Genomic DNA, 16,078 nt, shown 5'->3' with positions numbered 1-16,078 from the left:
GGGTGGCCTTTTCAGCAATCAACCTTTCAGCCCGAAGCTGACAAGTATCACTCAGCCTTGTTGATAGGCTTTTCCGGGTACCAGGCATCCAGCAGCGGGCTGACTTCGATCTTGGTCAGTTCGCTGCGGCCTTTGAGCCAGGCTTCAACGGCAGCGCGCTGTTCTTCGCTGACCGAGCCGCGTTTGACCGAGCACACCAGGCCGAAATCGTCACCGCCTACATAATCCAGGCCGTTGGCGTCCATGGCTTCTTCCAGGAACGCGTCGAGGAAAGCATCGATTGCCTGGTCATCCAGATCTTCCTTGAATTCCAGGTTCAGCTCGAAGCCCAATTCCTGAAACTCGTCGACACACAGCTTCTTGCGCAGACGACGGGAGCGGTTTGTGGCCATGAAACAATCCTCTTAGGTAATAACGCCGCGCAGTCTACCAGTTAACACGTGTGGTTGCCTGCCTGAGTATCCGTGCTTGTGGCCAATTCCTTGGCCAGGGCACGTTCCACTCGGCACATATGCCGTGCCAGTGCCTGGCGCCGCAGGCGCACCTGGGCAGTGGGCAAGTCGCTGGCCTCGAGGGCTTCACACGCCGCCATCAGGTCAGGGGCTTCCAGCATGCGTGCGGCGCTGAGCACCTTGTGGGCCTGCTCGGCAATGGCGCCGCTGTCGTGTTGCGGGTGAAGCGCCATCAGGCTGGCCAGGTCGGCCTGAAGGCTCTGATGCAAGGTTTCCAGGAAGCGCTGACGGTCAACCGGGTCAGGCCCGACCACGGCGGCCAGGCCGTCCAGCTGGTACAGCTTGCGTCGGGGGCGTTGCTGGCGGCGCGGGCGAATGCCAGCCAGGCGCTGGCTGAGGGTGCTCAGGCTGATGGGCTTGAGCAGGCAGTCGTCCATGCCGGCGGTCAGGCACTTGCGGCGTACTTCCGGCTGCGCGTTGGCGGTATAGCCGAGGATGGTGCAGGGTGGTCGCTTGCCATGGCGTTCTTCGGCGCGCACGGCAGTCGCCAGCTGGTAACCGTTCATGTGCGGCATGTTGCAGTCGAGTACCAGCACATCGAAGTCGCCTTCCCGCCAGGTCGCCAGGCCTTCCTGCCCATCGCGGGCGCTGGCGTGCTCCAGGCCCAGGTAGCCAAGTTGTTGCGCCATCAGCTGCAGGTTGGCCGGGTGATCATCGATGACCAGCACGTTCAGCCGTGGGTCGGGCACGTCGAGCTGCTCGGGCAGCGGTTTGGGCTGCTCTGCGCCATCCACCCGTTGCAGCGGCATCTTCAGGCGCACCTGGGTACCGACATCCTCCAGGCTCTTCATGGACAGGCTGCCGCCCATCATTTCGCACAGGTTGCGGCAGATGGCCAGGCCCAGCCCGGTACCTGCGCGGGCGCCCTGGCTGTGCGGGTTGGCCTGGATGAACGGGTTGAACAGGCGCTGCAGGTCGTCGGGGTGGATGCCGATGCCACTGTCGCGCACCTCCAGCTCCAGTACGGCTGGTGTGCTGGTTCCGTCATCCAGCAGCCTGACGCAGATACGCACCTGACCGTGCTCGGTGAACTTGATGGCATTGCTCACCAGGTTGGACAGCACCTGCTTGAAGCGCAGCGGGTCAAGCAGGACATGGCAGCGTGCGGCCGGGGCGATCTGCACCTCCAGGGCCAGGCCTTTCTGCCGCGCCTGGCCATCGAAAATGCGCGCCACCGATTCGACCAGCGCCGCCAGGTCGACCACCTCCGGGGCCAGGGACAAGTGCCCGGACTCGATGCGCACGATGTCGAGAATGTCACCGATCAGGCCTAGCAGGTCTTTGGCCGAATGGTGTGCCAGTTCCAGCGCGCTGCGGTCCACCCGGCCCTGGTCGGCGCGCTTGACCGCCAGTTCCAGCATGCCGATGACGGCATTCATCGGGGTGCGGATTTCGTGGCTGATGGTCGCCAGGAACGTGCTCTTGGCCCGATTGGCATCGTCGGCCTGCTGCTTGGCCTGGCGCAGCTCCAGGACCAGTTGGCGGCGTTCGCTGATGTCGATCCAGCCGCCGATGATCCCCTGCACCTCACCCAGGGAGTCGCGGTACGGCAGGATCCAGTGGTAGATGGTCAGGTCCCGGCCCTTGATCCGTAATGGACGGTCCTTGATCAGTGGTGAACCCGCCGCCATGACTTTCTGGTAATCCGCCTGGATCTGCCGAGCCTGCTCGGAATCGGCAAACAGGCTGTCCTTGAGTTTTTTTCCGATCACCTGATCGGAGCGGGCCTGCACGGCTTCAAGGTAGCTGTAGTTGCAACTTTTCAGGCAACCCTCGCGGTCGCGCACATACATGGGGTGGGGCGTACCGTTGAGCAGGGCACGCATGAATGCCAACTGGTCGTTCAGCGCGCGTTCGGCGCGCTGGCGCTGGCGAATCTGCAGGCGCAGGCGGGCATTCCAGAGCAGGGCAAGCAACAAAAGCACGGCCGTGGCCAGCACCACCTGCAGGGCAAGGCGGCTGTAGCCTTTGGTGTTGTCATCCTCATGCCTGCCAAAGCCACGCCAGCGGTTGTTGATTACCCCCAGCTCCTCCGGTGAGATGCTCAGCAAAGCCTTGTCGAGGATCGACAACAGCGCCGGTGACGGGGCAATGGTGGCCATGGCGAAATTGGCGGGTTCGCTGCCGACCGAGGTGCGGATGACCAGTTCGGGGTTGCTGGCCAGGGCGTGATTGGCGTCGATCAGGGTGGTGATCACCGCATCGACAGCCCCGCTGTTGAGCAACGCCATGGAGTAGAACGCGCTTTCGGTCTCGACCCAGCTTATCTTTGGGTAGTCCCGGGACAGCATGGCGTTCATGGTGCTGTAGCGGGTAATGGCGATACGATGCCCCTGCAACTGCTCCAGTGAACTCAATGCATTGTTGTCCTTGTGGTTGACCAGCACATAGGCGCTTTCGAGATAGGGGCGGCTGATTTGCAGGTCGTCCCCTGCTTTGCCGGCGCTGGCCAGTGCGGCGATGACATCGGCCCGGCCATCCTTGAGGCGGGCGACCATGTCGGCAATGCCACTGGCGCGCTGCACTTCGAAACGCAACCCGGTGCGCAGGCGAATGAGGTCCAGCAGGTCGGCGGTGATGCCTCGGAAATGCCCCGAATCATCGAAGTAGGACAGTGGTGCAGCCGCGTCATCGGCTGCCACGCGCATCACGGGGTGCTCCTGCAGCCACTGCTGCTCGGCCGCGCTCAATTGCAGTTGGCGATCGCTCAGCAACAGGTCGCTGCCGGCGCTCCAGCGCTTGAAGATACTGGAGCGAATGGCCGGGCTTTGCCTGTCCAGGATGGTGTTCACCAGGTCCAGCAGCACGGTATCTTGCTGACGCAAGGCAAAACCGAAGCCGATGGCCTCGTGTTTGCCGAAGTTGGCCATGCGCAGGCGGGGCAGATGACCACGGTTGAGCTGGTAGTGCGTGGAGATGGTATCGCCGATGAACACGTCGGCCTGCCCGAACGCGACAGCATTCAGTGCCTGGCTGGAAGAACCGAAGGCCAGCAGCTCGGCCTTGGGGTAGGCGGTGAGTACTTCCTGTCTGGGCAAATAGTGGTAGAGCATGCCCAGGCGCATGCCGGCAAGGTCCGTGTCCAGTGCCCGGTTTTCGTCTTCACGCGTTACCAGTACAGGTTGGTCGACGGCATAGGGGCGCGACAGTGCCAGGCCGTCACTGGCCGCTTCGTAGCCATTGGCGCTGCCCAGCAGGTCGATATCACCGTGCCTGAGCGCCTCCACCGCCGCCTGCCGGCTGGAGAAACGCAGCACCCTCACTGGCAACTGCAAGGCCTTGCCGATCAGGTTTGCATACTCGGCGGTCAGGCCCTGGTAGTCGTTGCCGCCACCGGTGATATCGAACGGTGGATAGTCGGGTGCCGACGTGCCCAGCACCAGTTCCTGCCGGCCTTCGCGCCATTGCCGTTGTTCGGGCGTGAGCACGGGCTGGACGGGGCGGGCCGATGAGCGCGCCAGCAACGTAAAGGACGCGGCTTCGCGATGGCCAGCCTGTGTCGCGCCGCTGAGCAGCAGCAAGACGAGCAGCAGGCGATTGATAACTCGGGCCATGACCACGTTCAGACCAGCGCGTTGCGCTTGGCCATCTCAATAAGATCGACCAGCGTATTGACTTGCAGTTTGTGCATGAGGCGCTTCTTGTAGGTACTGACAGTCTTGCTGCTGAGGAACATGCCCTTGGCAATTTCCTTGTTGCTGCGGCCTTGGGCGAAAAGTTGAAGCACCATCAGTTCGCGGTCATTTACCTGGCGGAAAAGTTGCAGGTCGCTGTCGGTCGTCTGGTTGTTTTTTATTGCCTGGCTGGGGAAGTAGTTATAACCGGCCAATACGGCCTTGATTGCACTGAGCAGTTCACTCAAGTCTTCCTGCTTGCAGACATAGCCTGCTGCGCCCGAGTGCATGCAACGTACGGCAAACAATGCCGGGGACTGTGCGGTCAATACCAGAACCTTCAAGGGCAGGGCCATGCTCTGAAAGCGGGCCAGCACCTCCAGGCCGTCTAGCTTGGGGATGCTGATGTCGAGAATGACCAGGTCGGGGTTGCTCTCGCGGATCATCTGCATGGCGTCTACGCCGTTGTCCGACTCGCCGACAATCTTGTAATTCTGGTTTTCCAGCAGCATACGGACGGCCAGGCGAATCACCGGATGGTCGTCAACGATAAATATGGAGTGCATGTTCAACTTCCCTGCGGTCGATTGAGGGTGACAGTGGGCACCTTATCGCAGTTGGAAGTCCTCAGGCGTGCGAGGAATGGCTGTTAGGCCTATATGGGAAACGGCTTACAAGATAAAACAAAATGGGCTACGGATTAGGTGTGCTTAACTCGCTGTCAAAGCGATTTTGGTAACTTTTCATTAGTTTTTATTCGTGCCGTTTAGTGTGGCCCCGTTGGTGTAGGAAGTTTCCTGCAAGCGTGGTGCAGCGCCTGGCCGAGCCTGCGCTGCACCGACGCGTTTCAGGTCGGGCTGGAGCGCCCGGTCATCTCCCGGGCCATTTCGCTGGCATAGCTGTCGGTCATGCCGGCGATGAAGTCGATCATGCGCAGGAAGGCGCTGTGCAACGAGGCATGCGGGTCTGGCGCATTGTTGCCGATCAGGTCCAGCACCCTGCGACTCTTGAACGATGGCGTACGTCCACCGTGCTGCTCGAGGGCCGCACCGCAGAACGTGTTCAGCAGAATCTCCAGGGTGGTGTAGGCGCCGATTTCGTGCAGGGTCTTGCGTTTGTCCTGGAAGATCTTGTTGCGCGCCATGTCCTTGGCTTGCAGTACGCAGCGTTTGGCTGTGCCGTGCATGTGTTCCACCAGGTCGCCCGGCAGTTGCCCGGCCAGCAACGCCTGCTGCTGCTCGACGAATGCGTGGGCGGCGGCGTTGGTCAGGTGTTCGATGGCCTTGCCGCGCAGGATGGCCAGTTTGCGCCGACGAGAATCGCGTGGGCCGAGCTGGCGGTAGGTTTCTGGCAGGTCTTCGCCGACCAGGTCGAGCAACAGCGCCTCGACTTCTGCGTATTGCAGCAGCTCCATTTCCAGGCCGTCTTCCAGGTCGATCAGCGCGTAGCAGATGTCATCGGCAGCCTCCATCAGATACACCAGCGGGTGGCGCGCCCAGCGCTGGTGTTCCAGCTGCGGCAGGCCGAGCTTGCGGGCAATCTGTTCGAGCAGGGGCAGTTCGCTCTGATAGCTGCCGAACTTGTGCTTCTTGTAGCCCAGGGCGTCGGCGTGGCGGGCGCTCCACGGGTACTTGAGGTAGGTGCCGAGGGTGGCATAGGTCAGCCGGGTCCCCCCATCGAACTGGTGGTATTCCAGTTGGGTGAGCACGCGAAAGCCCTGGGCATTGCCTTCGAAGTTGAGAAAGTCGGCCCGTTCGTCATCGCTCATGTCGTCCAGCCAGCCACGCCCGGCCGCCTGCTGGAACCAGTGGCGAATGGCGTCTTCGCCGGAGTGGCCGAATGGCGGGTTGCCGATGTCGTGGGCCAGGCAGGCTGACTGCACGATCATTCCCAGGTCACTGGGGGCGCACCAGTCCGGCAGGTTGTCGCGCAGGGTCTCGCCGACGCGCATCCCCAGCGAGCGGCCGACGCAGCTGACTTCCAGCGAATGAGTCAGGCGCGTATGGATATGGTCGTTGCTCGACACCGGGTGCACCTGGGTCTTGCGGCCGAGGCGGCGGAAGGCACCGGAGAAAATGATGCGGTCGTGGTCTTTGTGGAAGGGGCTGCGCCCGAGTTCATCGGCGCTGTACAGGGCTTTGCCCAGCCGTTCGCGGGTAAGCAAGGTGTGCCAGTCCAAGGCGCGGTCTCCTGTCGTTCGAAGGCAGCAGCATACCCTGCAGGAAGCGCATTGTGCTGCGAAGAAGAGGCCGGCCCGTTGATGCATTCGTATCGATGGAACGGGCCTCTTCGCAGCACAAGGCTGCTTCTGCCGGGGCGAACCCTGGTCAGGGGCGGCGGCTGCCTTGCAGGTAGAGGCGTACCAGTGGCAACAGGGTGCTGCCCAACCGTATCAGGCGTGTCAGGTTGCCGCTGCGTACGCCCTTGCCGGTGAGAAAGCCCAGCGCCACCACGGCACCGATGCCCCACAGTGGCGCATGCTTGATACCCAGGCCTTCATGTAGCGAGCTGCCCATACCGCGCACGCGGCGCAGCGGTTCAAGCAACTGACCGGACTCATGACGGATTTCCTGGCGGTGCATTTCCATGCGCAGGCGCAGCAGCGCCTTGCGCAGTTCGCGCGGGTTACGCGTGTTTGGCAGTTCTGGCAGGCTCATGGCAACAGGCGCTCCCTGTCCTTGGCAAGTTCGTCGAGGGTGGCGCCGAAGGGCGATGATTCGTCGAACACCGCCGCCTTCAGGCGCACGCCGCAGTACAGTGCAGCAATGCCATAGAACACGCACAGACCAATGATACCGGCCAGTCGATAGCTGTCCCACAGCAGCACCAGCAGCAGCCCGGACAGCGCGGTCAGCAGCAGCAAGGCGAACACCAGCGCCAGGCCGGCGAACAGCAGCAGGCTCAAGGTACGGCCCTTCTGCTCCTGCAACTCGATACCGAACAGCTCGATGTGACTGTGCAGCAGCCCCAGCATGGCCGCGCCCAGGCGCTTGCCCGAAGCGCCGGCGCCGTTGGCGTCATTCTCCATGGGTTCCCCTTAGCGCCGGTTGGCCAGCAGACCGATCAACAGGCCGACGCCGGCGGCGATGCCGATTGCCCGCCATGGATTTTCCTGCACGTACTGCTCGGCGCTGCCAAGCGCTGCCTGACCGCGTTCACGTACCGAGTCCTGGGTCAGTTGCAGGGTTTCGCGGGCTTGGGCCAGGCGCTCGTGAATCTGCTCGCGCAACTCGTCGGCCTGGTCGCCTGCCAGGTTGGCGGTGTCGGCCAGCAGCTTCTCGGTGTCGCGCACCAAGGCCTGAAAGTCAGCCATCAATATCTCTTGTGCATTCTTTGCCGATTTGCTGGCCATGGGTCTCTCCCTGTCGATGAGTGTTGGTACTTCGAGTGACAGCACGCATGGAAGGTTCAAGTGCGGCTGCTGGTATGGGCCTTGCTATGTTTTTGCCACGTTGCGGAGCGCCTGTGACCGGTTATGCGCCGATTCAGGGCGCCCGCGCAGCGGATACCGATAAACCTTAACCCAATCCACGACAAACCCAAGAAAAAACCACGCAGGCTTCACCCCGCTCACCTGAACAGGGTAGGGGCTGGCACCGATTCGGTGCAGGGATGCAGGTTCTTGAACTGTCCTGGTGCCTTTTTCAGCAGGTCTGCCTATTTCATGGAAAACATGCACAGCGCTATGGACTCTCTGGTCCACGGTTCCAACACCCTGTTCATTCTCATGGGCGCCATTCTGGTGCTGGCCATGCATGCCGGCTTCGCGTTCCTTGAAGTGGGCACGGTGCGCCACAAGAACCAGGTCAACGCCTTGTCGAAGATCCTCAGCGACTTCGCCATCTCGGCGCTGGTCTACTTCTTTATAGGCTACTGGATCGCCTATGGGGTCAACTTCTTCCAGCCGGCGGCAACGCTGGCTGTCGACCATGGCTATGCGCTGGTCAAGTGTTTCTTCCTGCTGACCTTCGCGGCGGCGATTCCGGCGATCATCTCCGGGGGCATTGCCGAGCGGGCGCGGTTCGTGCCGCAGTTGTGCGCTACGGCGTTGATCGTGGCGTTCGTCTATCCGTTCTTCGAGGGTGTGGTGTGGAACGGTAATCTGGGCCTACAGGCTTGGCTGCAGGAACGCTTCGGCGCACCGTTCCACGACTTTGCCGGGTCTGTGGTGGTACACGCCATGGGGGGCTGGCTGGCGCTGGCGGCGGTGCTGCTGCTGGGCGCGCGCCGTGGGCGTTACCGCGATGGGCGTTTGGTGGCTTTTGCGCCATCGAGCATTCCCTTTCTGGCGCTGGGCTCGTGGATCCTCATCATCGGCTGGTTCGGCTTCAACGTCATGAGTGCCCAGACCTTGCAGGGCGTCAGCGGCCTGGTGGCGATCAACTCGTTGATGGCCATGGTGGGTGGCACCCTGTCAGCGTTGCTGGCCGGGCGCAACGACCCGGGCTTTCTGCATAACGGCCCGCTGGCCGGGTTGGTGGCGATTTGCGCAGGTTCCGATCTGATGCACCCGGTGGGTGCGCTCGCCACCGGCCTGGTGGCGGGGGCGCTGTTTGTCTGGACCTTCACCGCCGCGCAAAATCGCTGGAAAATCGACGACGTCCTGGGCGTATGGCCGTTGCATGGTCTGTGTGGCGTGTGGGGTGGCATCGCCTGTGGCGTGTTCGGCCAGGTGGCGTTGGGTGGCATGGGCGGTGTCAGCCTGGTCAGCCAGTTGCTGGGCAGCCTGATGGGCGTGCTGGTGGCCTTGGCCGGTGGATTTGCCGTGTACGGAGCCATTCGTGCGCTGCATGGCCTGCGCTTGAGCCATGAGCAGGAGTTCCAGGGCGCGGACCTGTCGCTGCACCGGATCGGTGCTACCAGCCAGGATTGAGCCAGGTCAGGTGCAGGGTGGGCGTGGCGCGCCTAGAATAGGCTTCTGTGTATGCCAACCCGGGACCTGCCACATGCTGCCTGAATGTCAACTGTTCGGCACCCTCGGCTGCCACCTCTGCGAAGTGGCCGAGGCTGTGTTGATGCCTCTCGTCGATCATGGCCTGCTGGTAGAGCTGGTCGACATCGCTGAGAGCGAGCCTTTGTTCGAGCGTTATGGCCTGATCATTCCGGTGCTGCGGCGCTGTGACAACGGCGCCGAGTTGCACTGGCCGTTCGATACCGAACAAGTGGTGGCCTTTCTTGGGCAATGATGGCTGCAGAGGAGTTGCAACCCTGCTCCATGATCTGTGAAGCGAGCTGATGATCCGGTGGAGGCGCACCGTCGCCGGTAACCTTCTCCATCATCGGAATAGCTCGCCATGTTGATCACTCCACATTTCACCCTCGATGAAATGACCGTTTCCCAGCTCGCCGCCCGCGACGGGTTCGATAATGCACCGCCCCTCGAAGCCAGGGCCAACCTGCAATTACTGTGTGGTGCGCTGGAACAGGTACGTGCGTTGTTCGACGCGCCCATCATCATCAGCAGCGGGTATCGCAGTGAAAGGGTCAATCGGTTGATCGGTGGCGCCTCCGATAGCCAGCACGTGCAAGGGCTGGCGGCGGACTTCACGGTGATCGAGGTCAGCCCGCGCGAGACCGTCCGGCGAATCAGCGAAAGTGCGGTGCCCTTCGATCAGCTGATCCTGGAATTCGACAGATGGGTGCATCTGTCGGTGACGCGCGGCACGCCACGCAGGCAGGTGCTGACCCTGCGCAAAGGCAGCGGCTACCTGGCGGGGCTGCAATGAAGCGCATTGACGGCAGCAAGGGGATGTTCGTATGCTGTATATAAATACAGTGTCGAGGTGAAGCCATGCTCAATGTCGAGCAACTCAAGTACAGCGTCAACCGCATGCCCGTGGATCGGGTGGCTGACGCCGTTCTGGAACTGCGCCTCGAAGGCCTGGTGACGGGCGACTGCACGCCGTTCGGCAAAGTCCACTTCAATACCTGCTTCGCCGAGATCGAGGCCTTGTTCCAGCGGGCCGGTTACCACCGAGGGCTGGATGTGGTGGGTTATGAGGGGTTGCTCTATGCACTCTACGACCCTGGCCGCTGGGAGCCGGTGCAGGTACTGCGCTGGCTGAAGGATCGCTGCGAGGCGATGGCCCAGGCTGGTTGAGGGGGCGGGCTTGGGCGATAATGCGCGGCCATGAACGTCTCGAGCCCAGCCATGACCACGCCTTTCGACCCCGCCCGCCAGCAAGCCAGTACGGTGTGCCTGCCACCTGGTAACTGGGTCACGGTGCTCGATTGCTTGTGTGATCATTTCAAGGCCATCGACCGCGCCCAGTGGCTTGACCGCTTTGCCCGTGGCCGGGTGCTGGATGCCGAGGGGCAGGCAGTTGCCGCCGACCTGCCTTACAAGCGTGGCATGCGTTTGCATTATTTCCGCGAAGTGCCGAACGAACGGCCGATCCCGGTGCAGGAGGTGGTGCTGCATGTGGACGAGCACCTGGTGGTGGCCGATAAACCGCATTTCCTGCCGGTGACGCCGACCGGTGAATACGTCGAGCAGACCTTGTTGCGCCGCCTGATCCGGCGCCTGGACAACCCGCACCTGGTGCCGTTGCACCGCATTGACCGGCACACCGCCGGGCTTGTGCTGTTTTCCGCCAACCCGCACAGCCGCAGCGCCTACCAGCGGCTGTTCCCCGAGCGGCGTATCGACAAGCGTTACCAAGCCATTGCCGCTGCCATGCCACAGCATGCCTTTCCGCTGGTGCACAAAAGCCGCCTGGTGCATGGCGAGCCATTTTTCCGCATGCATGAGGTGGAGGGTGAGGCCAACAGTGAAACCCTGGCCGAGGTGCTGGAGAAGAACGGTGAGCGATGGCGCTATGGGCTGTCGCCCGTGACCGGCAAGACCCATCAGTTGCGTGTGCACATGGCGGCTTTGGGGGCAGGGATCAGCAATGACCCGTTCTATCCGCAATTGCTCAACGAAGAGGATGACTACCAGCGGCCGCTGAAATTGCTGGCGCAGAGCCTGCGTTTCGAGGACCCGCTGAGTGGCGAAGAGCGCTACTTCGAGAGCCGCTTGCGGTTGGACTGGTAACACAGCAAGCGGACTTGCCTGCTAAAGGGGCGGGCCTGCTGGCCAATTTTCACCCGCCGTTCACCGTTGCTGCTGCTACCGTATTCGCGGGTAAACCCGCTCCTACATGGACCGGGGGTGGACGCGCATCAGTGGTTCGACACAGGCATCGACGGCCCGGCACAGCATCGGTGGTTCGGCACAGCCGTTGTAGGAGCGGGTTCACCCGCGAATGGGCCGGGCCTGCTGGCCAATTTTCACCCGCCGTTCACCGTTGCTGCTGCTACCGTATTCGCGGGTAAACCCGCTCCTACATGGACCGGGGTGGACGCGCATCAGTGGTTCGACACAGGCATCGACGGCCCGGCACAGCATCGGTGGTTCGGCACTGCCGTTGTAGGAGCGGGTTTACCCGCGAACACCGGCAGAGCCGGTGCCATCCCCAGCGGAAGTCTCGAGCTTCAGCGGTTGAAGCGCTCCACCAGCGAATACTGGCTACCCGCCGTGCTGGTCAGTTCCTCGCTCAGCAGTGCCGAGTGCTGCGCCTGTTCGGCGGTCTGGTCGGCCAGTTCGGCAATGGTGCTGATGTTGCGGCTGATCTCGTCAGCCACTGCGGTCTGCTCCTCGGTTGCAGCAGCAATCTGGGTGGCCATGTCGGTGATATTGGCCACCGCTTCGCTGATGCCTACCAGCGCCTCGTCGGCCTGCATAACCCGATCGACGCCTTCCTGTGCCTGGCGGTGGCCGGTTTCCATGGTCAGCACTGCGTTGCTGGCGGTCTGTTGCAGCTTGGCGATCAGGCCGTGGATCTGCCCGGTGGATTCGGCGGTGCGCTGGGCCAACTGACGCACTTCATCAGCCACCACGGCAAAGCCACGGCCCATTTCACCGGCGCGCGCCGCTTCAATGGCTGCGTTAAGCGCCAGCAGGTTGGTCTGGTCGGCGATGCCCTTGATCACGTCGACCACGCCCCCAATCTCGTCGCTGTCTTTGGCCAGTTGTGTAACCGTCTGGCCGGTCTCGCCCACTGCCGCCGACAGGCGCTCGATGGCCTCGCGGGTTTCTCCGGCAATCTGCCGGCCCTGGCTGGTCAGGCGGTTGGCTTCCTGGGTGGCATCGGCGGTGCGCTGTACATGGTTGGCCACTTCCTGAGTGGTGGCGGCCATCTGGTTTACCGCGGCGGCGACTTGCTCGGTCTCCACCCGCTGGCGCTCCAGCCCCGAAGAGCTCTTGTGCGCCAAGGCATCGGACTGGCGTGCCTGGTCGCTCAGGTGTTCGGCACTGTCTTGTAGGCGCGTCAGGCAGGTTTTCATGCGTGCGTCCTGGCTGAGCATGGCCATTTCCAGGCGCGCCTGCACGCCACGGCTGTCGGTGAACATCTGCGCGATCAGTGGGTCGGAAGTGGTTTGCTCGGCCAGGCGCAGCAGGCGCTTGAGACCGCGTTGCTGCCAGCTCAGGCCAAGCAGGCCCAGCGGTACCGAAAGCCCTGCGGCCAAGGCAAAGCCCCAGGAATGACCCAGCCAGTTGCCGATCAGGAAGCCCACCTGGCTGATCAGGATGAACGGTAGCCAGTCCTGCAGCACTGGCAGCCACTTGTCGCGACGCGGTACCGGCGGCTTGCCCTGGTTGATGCGCTGGTACAGGGCCTCGGCGCGGCGGATCTGCTCGGCGGTGGGCTTGACCCGCACCGACTCGAAGCCGACAACCTGGTTGTTATCGAAAATGGGGGTGACATAGGCGTTGACCCAGTAATGGTCGCCGGACTTGCAGCGGTTCTTGACGATACCCATCCACGGCTGGCCCTGCTTGAGGGTTTGCCACATATGGGCAAACACGGCAGGCGGTACGTCGGGGTGGCGCACCAGGTTGTGCGGTGCGCCCGTCAGCTCCTCGCGGGTGAAACCACTGATTTCGATAAAGGCATCGTTGCAGTAGGTGATCACACCCTTGGCGTTGGTAGTGGAGATCAACCGCTGCTGGGCTGGGAAAGTCCGTTCTCTCTGGGTAATCGGCTGGTTGTTACGCATGGGTGATAGTCCGCAGGGCTTTCGACAGGTATCGGCAAGCGGCTGGTTTTATTGAATGGATATTTGATTCATTGATTAGAGAGATCGAGCGCCGCCCCCGCGGCGCTCGGTTTCAAGAACGGAACGAATCTTCGGCCAGACTCAACTGGCGATCATCTGGCGCAACACATAATGCAGAATCCCCCCCGCCTTGAAGTATTCCACCTCGTTCAGGGTATCAATCCGGCATAGCACCTCGATCTGTTCCTGTTGGCCATCCTCGCGGGTAATGCGCAAGGGCAGGCTCATGCCGGGGTGGATATGTGCGCCGTCCAGCCCCAGTACATCGATCTGCTCCTTGCCGGTCAGCCCCAGCTGTTTGCGGTTGTGCCCGGCCTTGAACTGCAGCGGCAACACGCCCATGCCCACCAGGTTGGAGCGGTGAATACGCTCGAAGCTTTCTGCCAGCACGGCCTTGACCCCCAGCAGGTTGGTACCCTTGGCTGCCCAGTCGCGGCTCGAACCGGTGCCGTACTCCTGGCCGGCAATCACCAGCAGCGGGGTGCCTTCCTGCTGGTAACGCATGGCCGCGTCGTAGATCGACAGCTTCTCGCCAGTGGGCACATGCAACGTGTTGCCGCCTTCTTCGCCTGCCAGCATTTCGTTGCGGATACGGATGTTGGCGAAGGTGCCGCGCATCATCACTTCGTGGTTGCCACGCCGCGAACCGTAGGAGTTGAAGTCGCGTGGCTCCACACCCTGTTCCCGCAGGTAGCGCCCGGCCGGGCTGTCGGTCTTGATGTTGCCGGCGGGGGAAATGTGGTCGGTGGTCACTGAATCGCCCAGCAGCGCCAGCACCCGTGCGCCGTGAATATTGGCAATTTGTGGCGGCGGCCCGCCGATGCCGTCGAAGAACGGTGGGTGCTGGATGTAGGTGGAGTCAGCCTGCCACACGTAAGTGGCGGCCTGTGGCACCTCGATGGCCTGCCATTGCGCATCACCGGCAAACACTTCGGCGTACTCCTTGTGGAACATCGCCGTATCGACCTTGGCCACGGCCTCGGCAATTTCCTGCTGGCTCGGCCAGATATCCCGCAGGTAGACCGGTTGGCCGTCCTTGCCTGACCCCAGCGGGTCGCGCGTCAGGTCCAGGCGCACGCTGCCGGCCAGGGCGTAGGCCACCACCAGCGGGGGCGAGGCCAGCCAGTTGGTCTTGACCAGTGGGTGCACGCGGCCCTCGAAGTTGCGGTTGCCCGATAGCACCGAGGCCACGGTGAGGTCGGCGCTGCCAATGGCTTTTTCGATCGCCTCGTCCAGCGGGCCGGAGTTGCCGATGCAGGTGGTGCAGCCATAGCCGACCAGATCAAAACCCAGTTGGTCGAGGTAAGGCGTGAGCCCGGCTGCCTTGAAGTAGTCGGTGACGACTTTGGAGCCCGGCGCCAGCGAACTCTTGACCCAAGGTTTGCGTTGCAGGCCCTTTTCCAGTGCTTTTTTCGCCACCAGCCCGGCAGCCATCATCACACTGGGGTTGGACGTGTTGGTGCAGGAGGTGATCGCGGCAATCACCACGGCCCCATCGCGCAGGGTGTGGGTCTGGCCCTGATGGCTGTAGTCGACTGCGCCGGTCTGGTCGGCGTTGCCCACTGCCACACCGCCGCCACCTTCGCTTTCCAGGCGGCCAACTTCTTTGGCCAGCGGTTTGGGCTGCAGCTCGATGAAGTGGTCGAAGGCTTGGCTGACCTGGCCCAGCGCTACGCGGTCCTGCGGCCGTTTGGGCCCGGCCAGGCTGGCTTCGACGTCGTCCATGTCCAGGGCCAGCGTGTCGCTGAATGACGGCTCCTGGCCGGGCAGGCGCCACATGCCCTGTGCCTTGCAGTACTGCTCGACCAGTTGCACGGTCGCTTCGGGGCGGCCCGAGAGGCGCAGATAGTCCAGGGTGACTTGGTCGACCGGGAAGAAACCACAGGTGGCGCCGTATTCCGGTGCCATGTTGGCGATGGTTGCGCGGTCGGCCAGGGGCAACTCGGCCAGGCCGTCGCCGTAGAATTCGACGAACTTGCCCACCACGCCTTTCTTGCGCAGCATCTGCGTCACGGTCAGCACCAGGTCAGTGGCAGTGATGCCCTCCCGCAGCTTGCCGGTCAGCTTGAAGCCGATCACTTCGGGGATCAGCATCGATACCGGCTGGCCTAGCATGGCCGCTTCCGCTTCGATGCCGCCGACACCCCAGCCGAGTACGCCCAGGCCGTTGATCATGGTGGTGTGCGAGTCTGTGCCCACCAAGGTATCGGGGAAGGCATAGGTGCGGCCGTCGGCCTCACGGGTCCACACCGTGCGGCCCAGGTATTCCAGGTTGACCTGGTGGCAAATGCCGGTGCCCGGGGGGACCACGCGGAAATTGTCGAAGGCGCTCTGGCCCCATCGCAGAAAGGCATAGCGCTCGCCATTGCGTTGCATTTCGATGTCGACGTTTTCGGCGAAAGCCTGTGGCGTGCCGTAGCGGTCGACCATTACCGAGTGGTCGATCACCAGGTCGACCGGTGACAGCGGGTTGATCCGTTGCGGGTCGCCGCCAGCCTTGGCCATGGCGGCGCGCATGGCCGCCAGGTCGACCACGGCGGGCACGCCGGTGAAGTCCTGCATCAACACCCGCGCCGGGCGGTACTGGATCTCGCGGTCGGAGCGCCGTTCGCCAAGCCATTGGGCAATGGCGCGCAAGTCGTCGCCGGTGACGGTCGCGCCATCCTCCCAGCGCAGCAGATTTTCCAGCAGCACTTTCAGCGACATGGGCAGGCGCTGCAGGTCACCCAGCTGGCGGGCGGCCTCGGTGAGGCTGAAGTAGTGGTAGGTCTTGTCGCCGACCTTGAGGGGCTTGAGGGTGTTCAGGCTATCGAGCGAGGGCATTGCCAACTCCTTCTGCACCGGTGCCCG

Annotated in this window: 14 protein-coding genes; 5 read left to right on the top strand and 9 right to left on the bottom strand. The window is 62.8% G+C overall.

The window, feature by feature from the left end; translation table 11 throughout:
* Positions 1-47: 47 nt before the first annotated feature.
* The 7 genes from ACI7M0_RS18380 to ACI7M0_RS18350 form a co-directional block, all read right to left on the bottom strand.
* Positions 48-392, bottom strand: coding sequence for a YggL family protein (locus tag ACI7M0_RS18380; protein ID WP_003248695.1), 345 nt, complete (start codon positions 390-392; stop codon positions 48-50).
* 41 nt (positions 393-433) lie between these two features.
* Complete coding sequence (locus ACI7M0_RS18375; protein WP_129933385.1) at positions 434-4,066, bottom strand: ATP-binding protein; 3,633 nt, start codon at positions 4,064-4,066, stop codon at positions 434-436.
* An 8-nt stretch (positions 4,067-4,074) separates the two neighbouring features.
* Positions 4,075-4,692 (bottom strand): response regulator transcription factor, encoded by a 618-nt coding sequence (locus ACI7M0_RS18370; RefSeq protein ID WP_003248700.1) that lies wholly within the window; start codon positions 4,690-4,692, stop codon positions 4,075-4,077.
* A gap of 281 nt (positions 4,693-4,973) precedes the next feature.
* Positions 4,974-6,305, bottom strand: coding sequence for a deoxyguanosinetriphosphate triphosphohydrolase (locus ACI7M0_RS18365; RefSeq protein WP_129933383.1), 1,332 nt, complete (start codon positions 6,303-6,305; stop codon positions 4,974-4,976).
* A gap of 148 nt (positions 6,306-6,453) precedes the next feature.
* A complete protein-coding gene (locus ACI7M0_RS18360) occupies positions 6,454-6,783 on the bottom strand; it encodes a hypothetical protein (protein ID WP_020192627.1) in 330 nt (109 codons plus the stop codon).
* Positions 6,780-7,154, bottom strand: coding sequence for a phage holin family protein (locus ACI7M0_RS18355; protein ID WP_003248706.1), 375 nt, complete (start codon positions 7,152-7,154; stop codon positions 6,780-6,782). Before ACI7M0_RS18355 ends, ACI7M0_RS18360 begins: the two co-directional genes overlap by 4 nt.
* A 9-nt stretch (positions 7,155-7,163) precedes the next feature.
* The gene (locus ACI7M0_RS18350) at positions 7,164-7,478 is read right to left on the bottom strand and encodes a YqjD family protein (protein WP_010953104.1); all 315 of its coding nucleotides are present in this window, start codon (positions 7,476-7,478) and stop codon (positions 7,164-7,166) included.
* Positions 7,479-7,790: 312 nt separating this feature from the next.
* On the opposite strand from ACI7M0_RS18350, the gene ACI7M0_RS18345 reads away from it, so the two are divergent.
* From ACI7M0_RS18345 to ACI7M0_RS18325, 5 genes are all read left to right on the top strand, one after another.
* A complete protein-coding gene (locus ACI7M0_RS18345) occupies positions 7,791-8,999 on the top strand; it encodes an ammonium transporter (RefSeq protein ID WP_129933381.1) in 1,209 nt (402 codons plus the stop codon).
* A gap of 73 nt (positions 9,000-9,072) precedes the next feature.
* The gene (locus ACI7M0_RS18340) at positions 9,073-9,312 is read left to right on the top strand and encodes a glutaredoxin family protein (RefSeq protein WP_010953106.1); all 240 of its coding nucleotides are present in this window, start codon (positions 9,073-9,075) and stop codon (positions 9,310-9,312) included.
* A gap of 108 nt (positions 9,313-9,420) precedes the next feature.
* Positions 9,421-9,852, top strand: a complete 432-nt coding sequence (locus ACI7M0_RS18335; RefSeq protein WP_064491094.1) for a D-Ala-D-Ala carboxypeptidase family metallohydrolase — start codon at positions 9,421-9,423, stop codon at positions 9,850-9,852.
* Between the two features lie 65 nt (positions 9,853-9,917).
* Positions 9,918-10,226 carry a hypothetical protein gene (locus tag ACI7M0_RS18330; RefSeq protein ID WP_014591801.1) on the top strand — a complete coding sequence of 103 codons (309 nt, stop codon included), beginning with the start codon at positions 9,918-9,920 and terminating at the stop codon, positions 10,224-10,226.
* Between the two features lie 51 nt (positions 10,227-10,277).
* Positions 10,278-11,162: a pseudouridine synthase gene (locus tag ACI7M0_RS18325; protein WP_014591800.1), complete on the top strand. Its 885-nt coding sequence runs from the start codon at positions 10,278-10,280 to the stop codon at positions 11,160-11,162.
* A gap of 440 nt (positions 11,163-11,602) precedes the next feature.
* Here the strand turns inward: ACI7M0_RS18325 and ACI7M0_RS18320 are convergent, their stop codons facing one another.
* Both ACI7M0_RS18320 and acnA read right to left on the bottom strand, forming a co-directional pair.
* On the bottom strand, positions 11,603-13,168 hold the full coding sequence (locus ACI7M0_RS18320) for a PAS domain-containing methyl-accepting chemotaxis protein (protein ID WP_104962217.1): 1,566 nt from the start codon (positions 13,166-13,168) through the stop codon (positions 11,603-11,605).
* 141 nt (positions 13,169-13,309) lie between these two features.
* Positions 13,310-16,051: an aconitate hydratase AcnA gene (acnA, locus tag ACI7M0_RS18315; protein WP_010953110.1), complete on the bottom strand. Its 2,742-nt coding sequence runs from the start codon at positions 16,049-16,051 to the stop codon at positions 13,310-13,312.
* Positions 16,052-16,078 lie beyond the last annotated feature (27 nt).

The sequence above is a fragment of the Pseudomonas sp. 10(2024) genome (genome assembly GCF_045164175.1).
Taxonomy (GTDB): Bacteria; Pseudomonadota; Gammaproteobacteria; order Pseudomonadales; family Pseudomonadaceae; genus Aquipseudomonas; species Aquipseudomonas alloputida.
The sequence above is the reverse complement of the archived record's forward strand: the minus strand, read 5'-3'. Positions and strand labels throughout refer to the sequence as shown.

Excerpts from the sequence above, each read along its gene's own strand:
- ACI7M0_RS18360 (WP_020192627.1), bottom strand. The coding sequence starts at position 6,783 with ATGAGCCTGCCAGAACTGCCAAACACGCGTAACCCGCGCGAACTGCGC.
- ACI7M0_RS18335 (WP_064491094.1), top strand. The coding sequence starts at position 9,421 with ATGTTGATCACTCCACATTTCACCCTCGATGAAATGACCGTTTCCCAG.
- ACI7M0_RS18325 (WP_014591800.1), top strand. The coding sequence starts at position 10,278 with ATGACCACGCCTTTCGACCCCGCCCGCCAGCAAGCCAGTACGGTGTGC.
- acnA (WP_010953110.1), bottom strand. The coding sequence starts at position 16,051 with ATGCCCTCGCTCGATAGCCTGAACACCCTCAAGCCCCTCAAGGTCGGC.
- ACI7M0_RS18375 (WP_129933385.1), bottom strand. The coding sequence starts at position 4,066 with ATGGCCCGAGTTATCAATCGCCTGCTGCTCGTCTTGCTGCTGCTCAGC.
- ACI7M0_RS18380 (WP_003248695.1), bottom strand. The coding sequence starts at position 392 with ATGGCCACAAACCGCTCCCGTCGTCTGCGCAAGAAGCTGTGTGTCGAC.
- ACI7M0_RS18330 (WP_014591801.1), top strand. The coding sequence starts at position 9,918 with ATGCTCAATGTCGAGCAACTCAAGTACAGCGTCAACCGCATGCCCGTG.
- ACI7M0_RS18370 (WP_003248700.1), bottom strand. The coding sequence starts at position 4,692 with ATGCACTCCATATTTATCGTTGACGACCATCCGGTGATTCGCCTGGCC.
- ACI7M0_RS18340 (WP_010953106.1), top strand. The coding sequence starts at position 9,073 with ATGCTGCCTGAATGTCAACTGTTCGGCACCCTCGGCTGCCACCTCTGC.
- ACI7M0_RS18350 (WP_010953104.1), bottom strand. The coding sequence starts at position 7,478 with ATGGCCAGCAAATCGGCAAAGAATGCACAAGAGATATTGATGGCTGAC.
- ACI7M0_RS18355 (WP_003248706.1), bottom strand. The coding sequence starts at position 7,154 with ATGGAGAATGACGCCAACGGCGCCGGCGCTTCGGGCAAGCGCCTGGGC.
- ACI7M0_RS18320 (WP_104962217.1), bottom strand. The coding sequence starts at position 13,168 with ATGCGTAACAACCAGCCGATTACCCAGAGAGAACGGACTTTCCCAGCC.
- ACI7M0_RS18345 (WP_129933381.1), top strand. The coding sequence starts at position 7,791 with ATGGAAAACATGCACAGCGCTATGGACTCTCTGGTCCACGGTTCCAAC.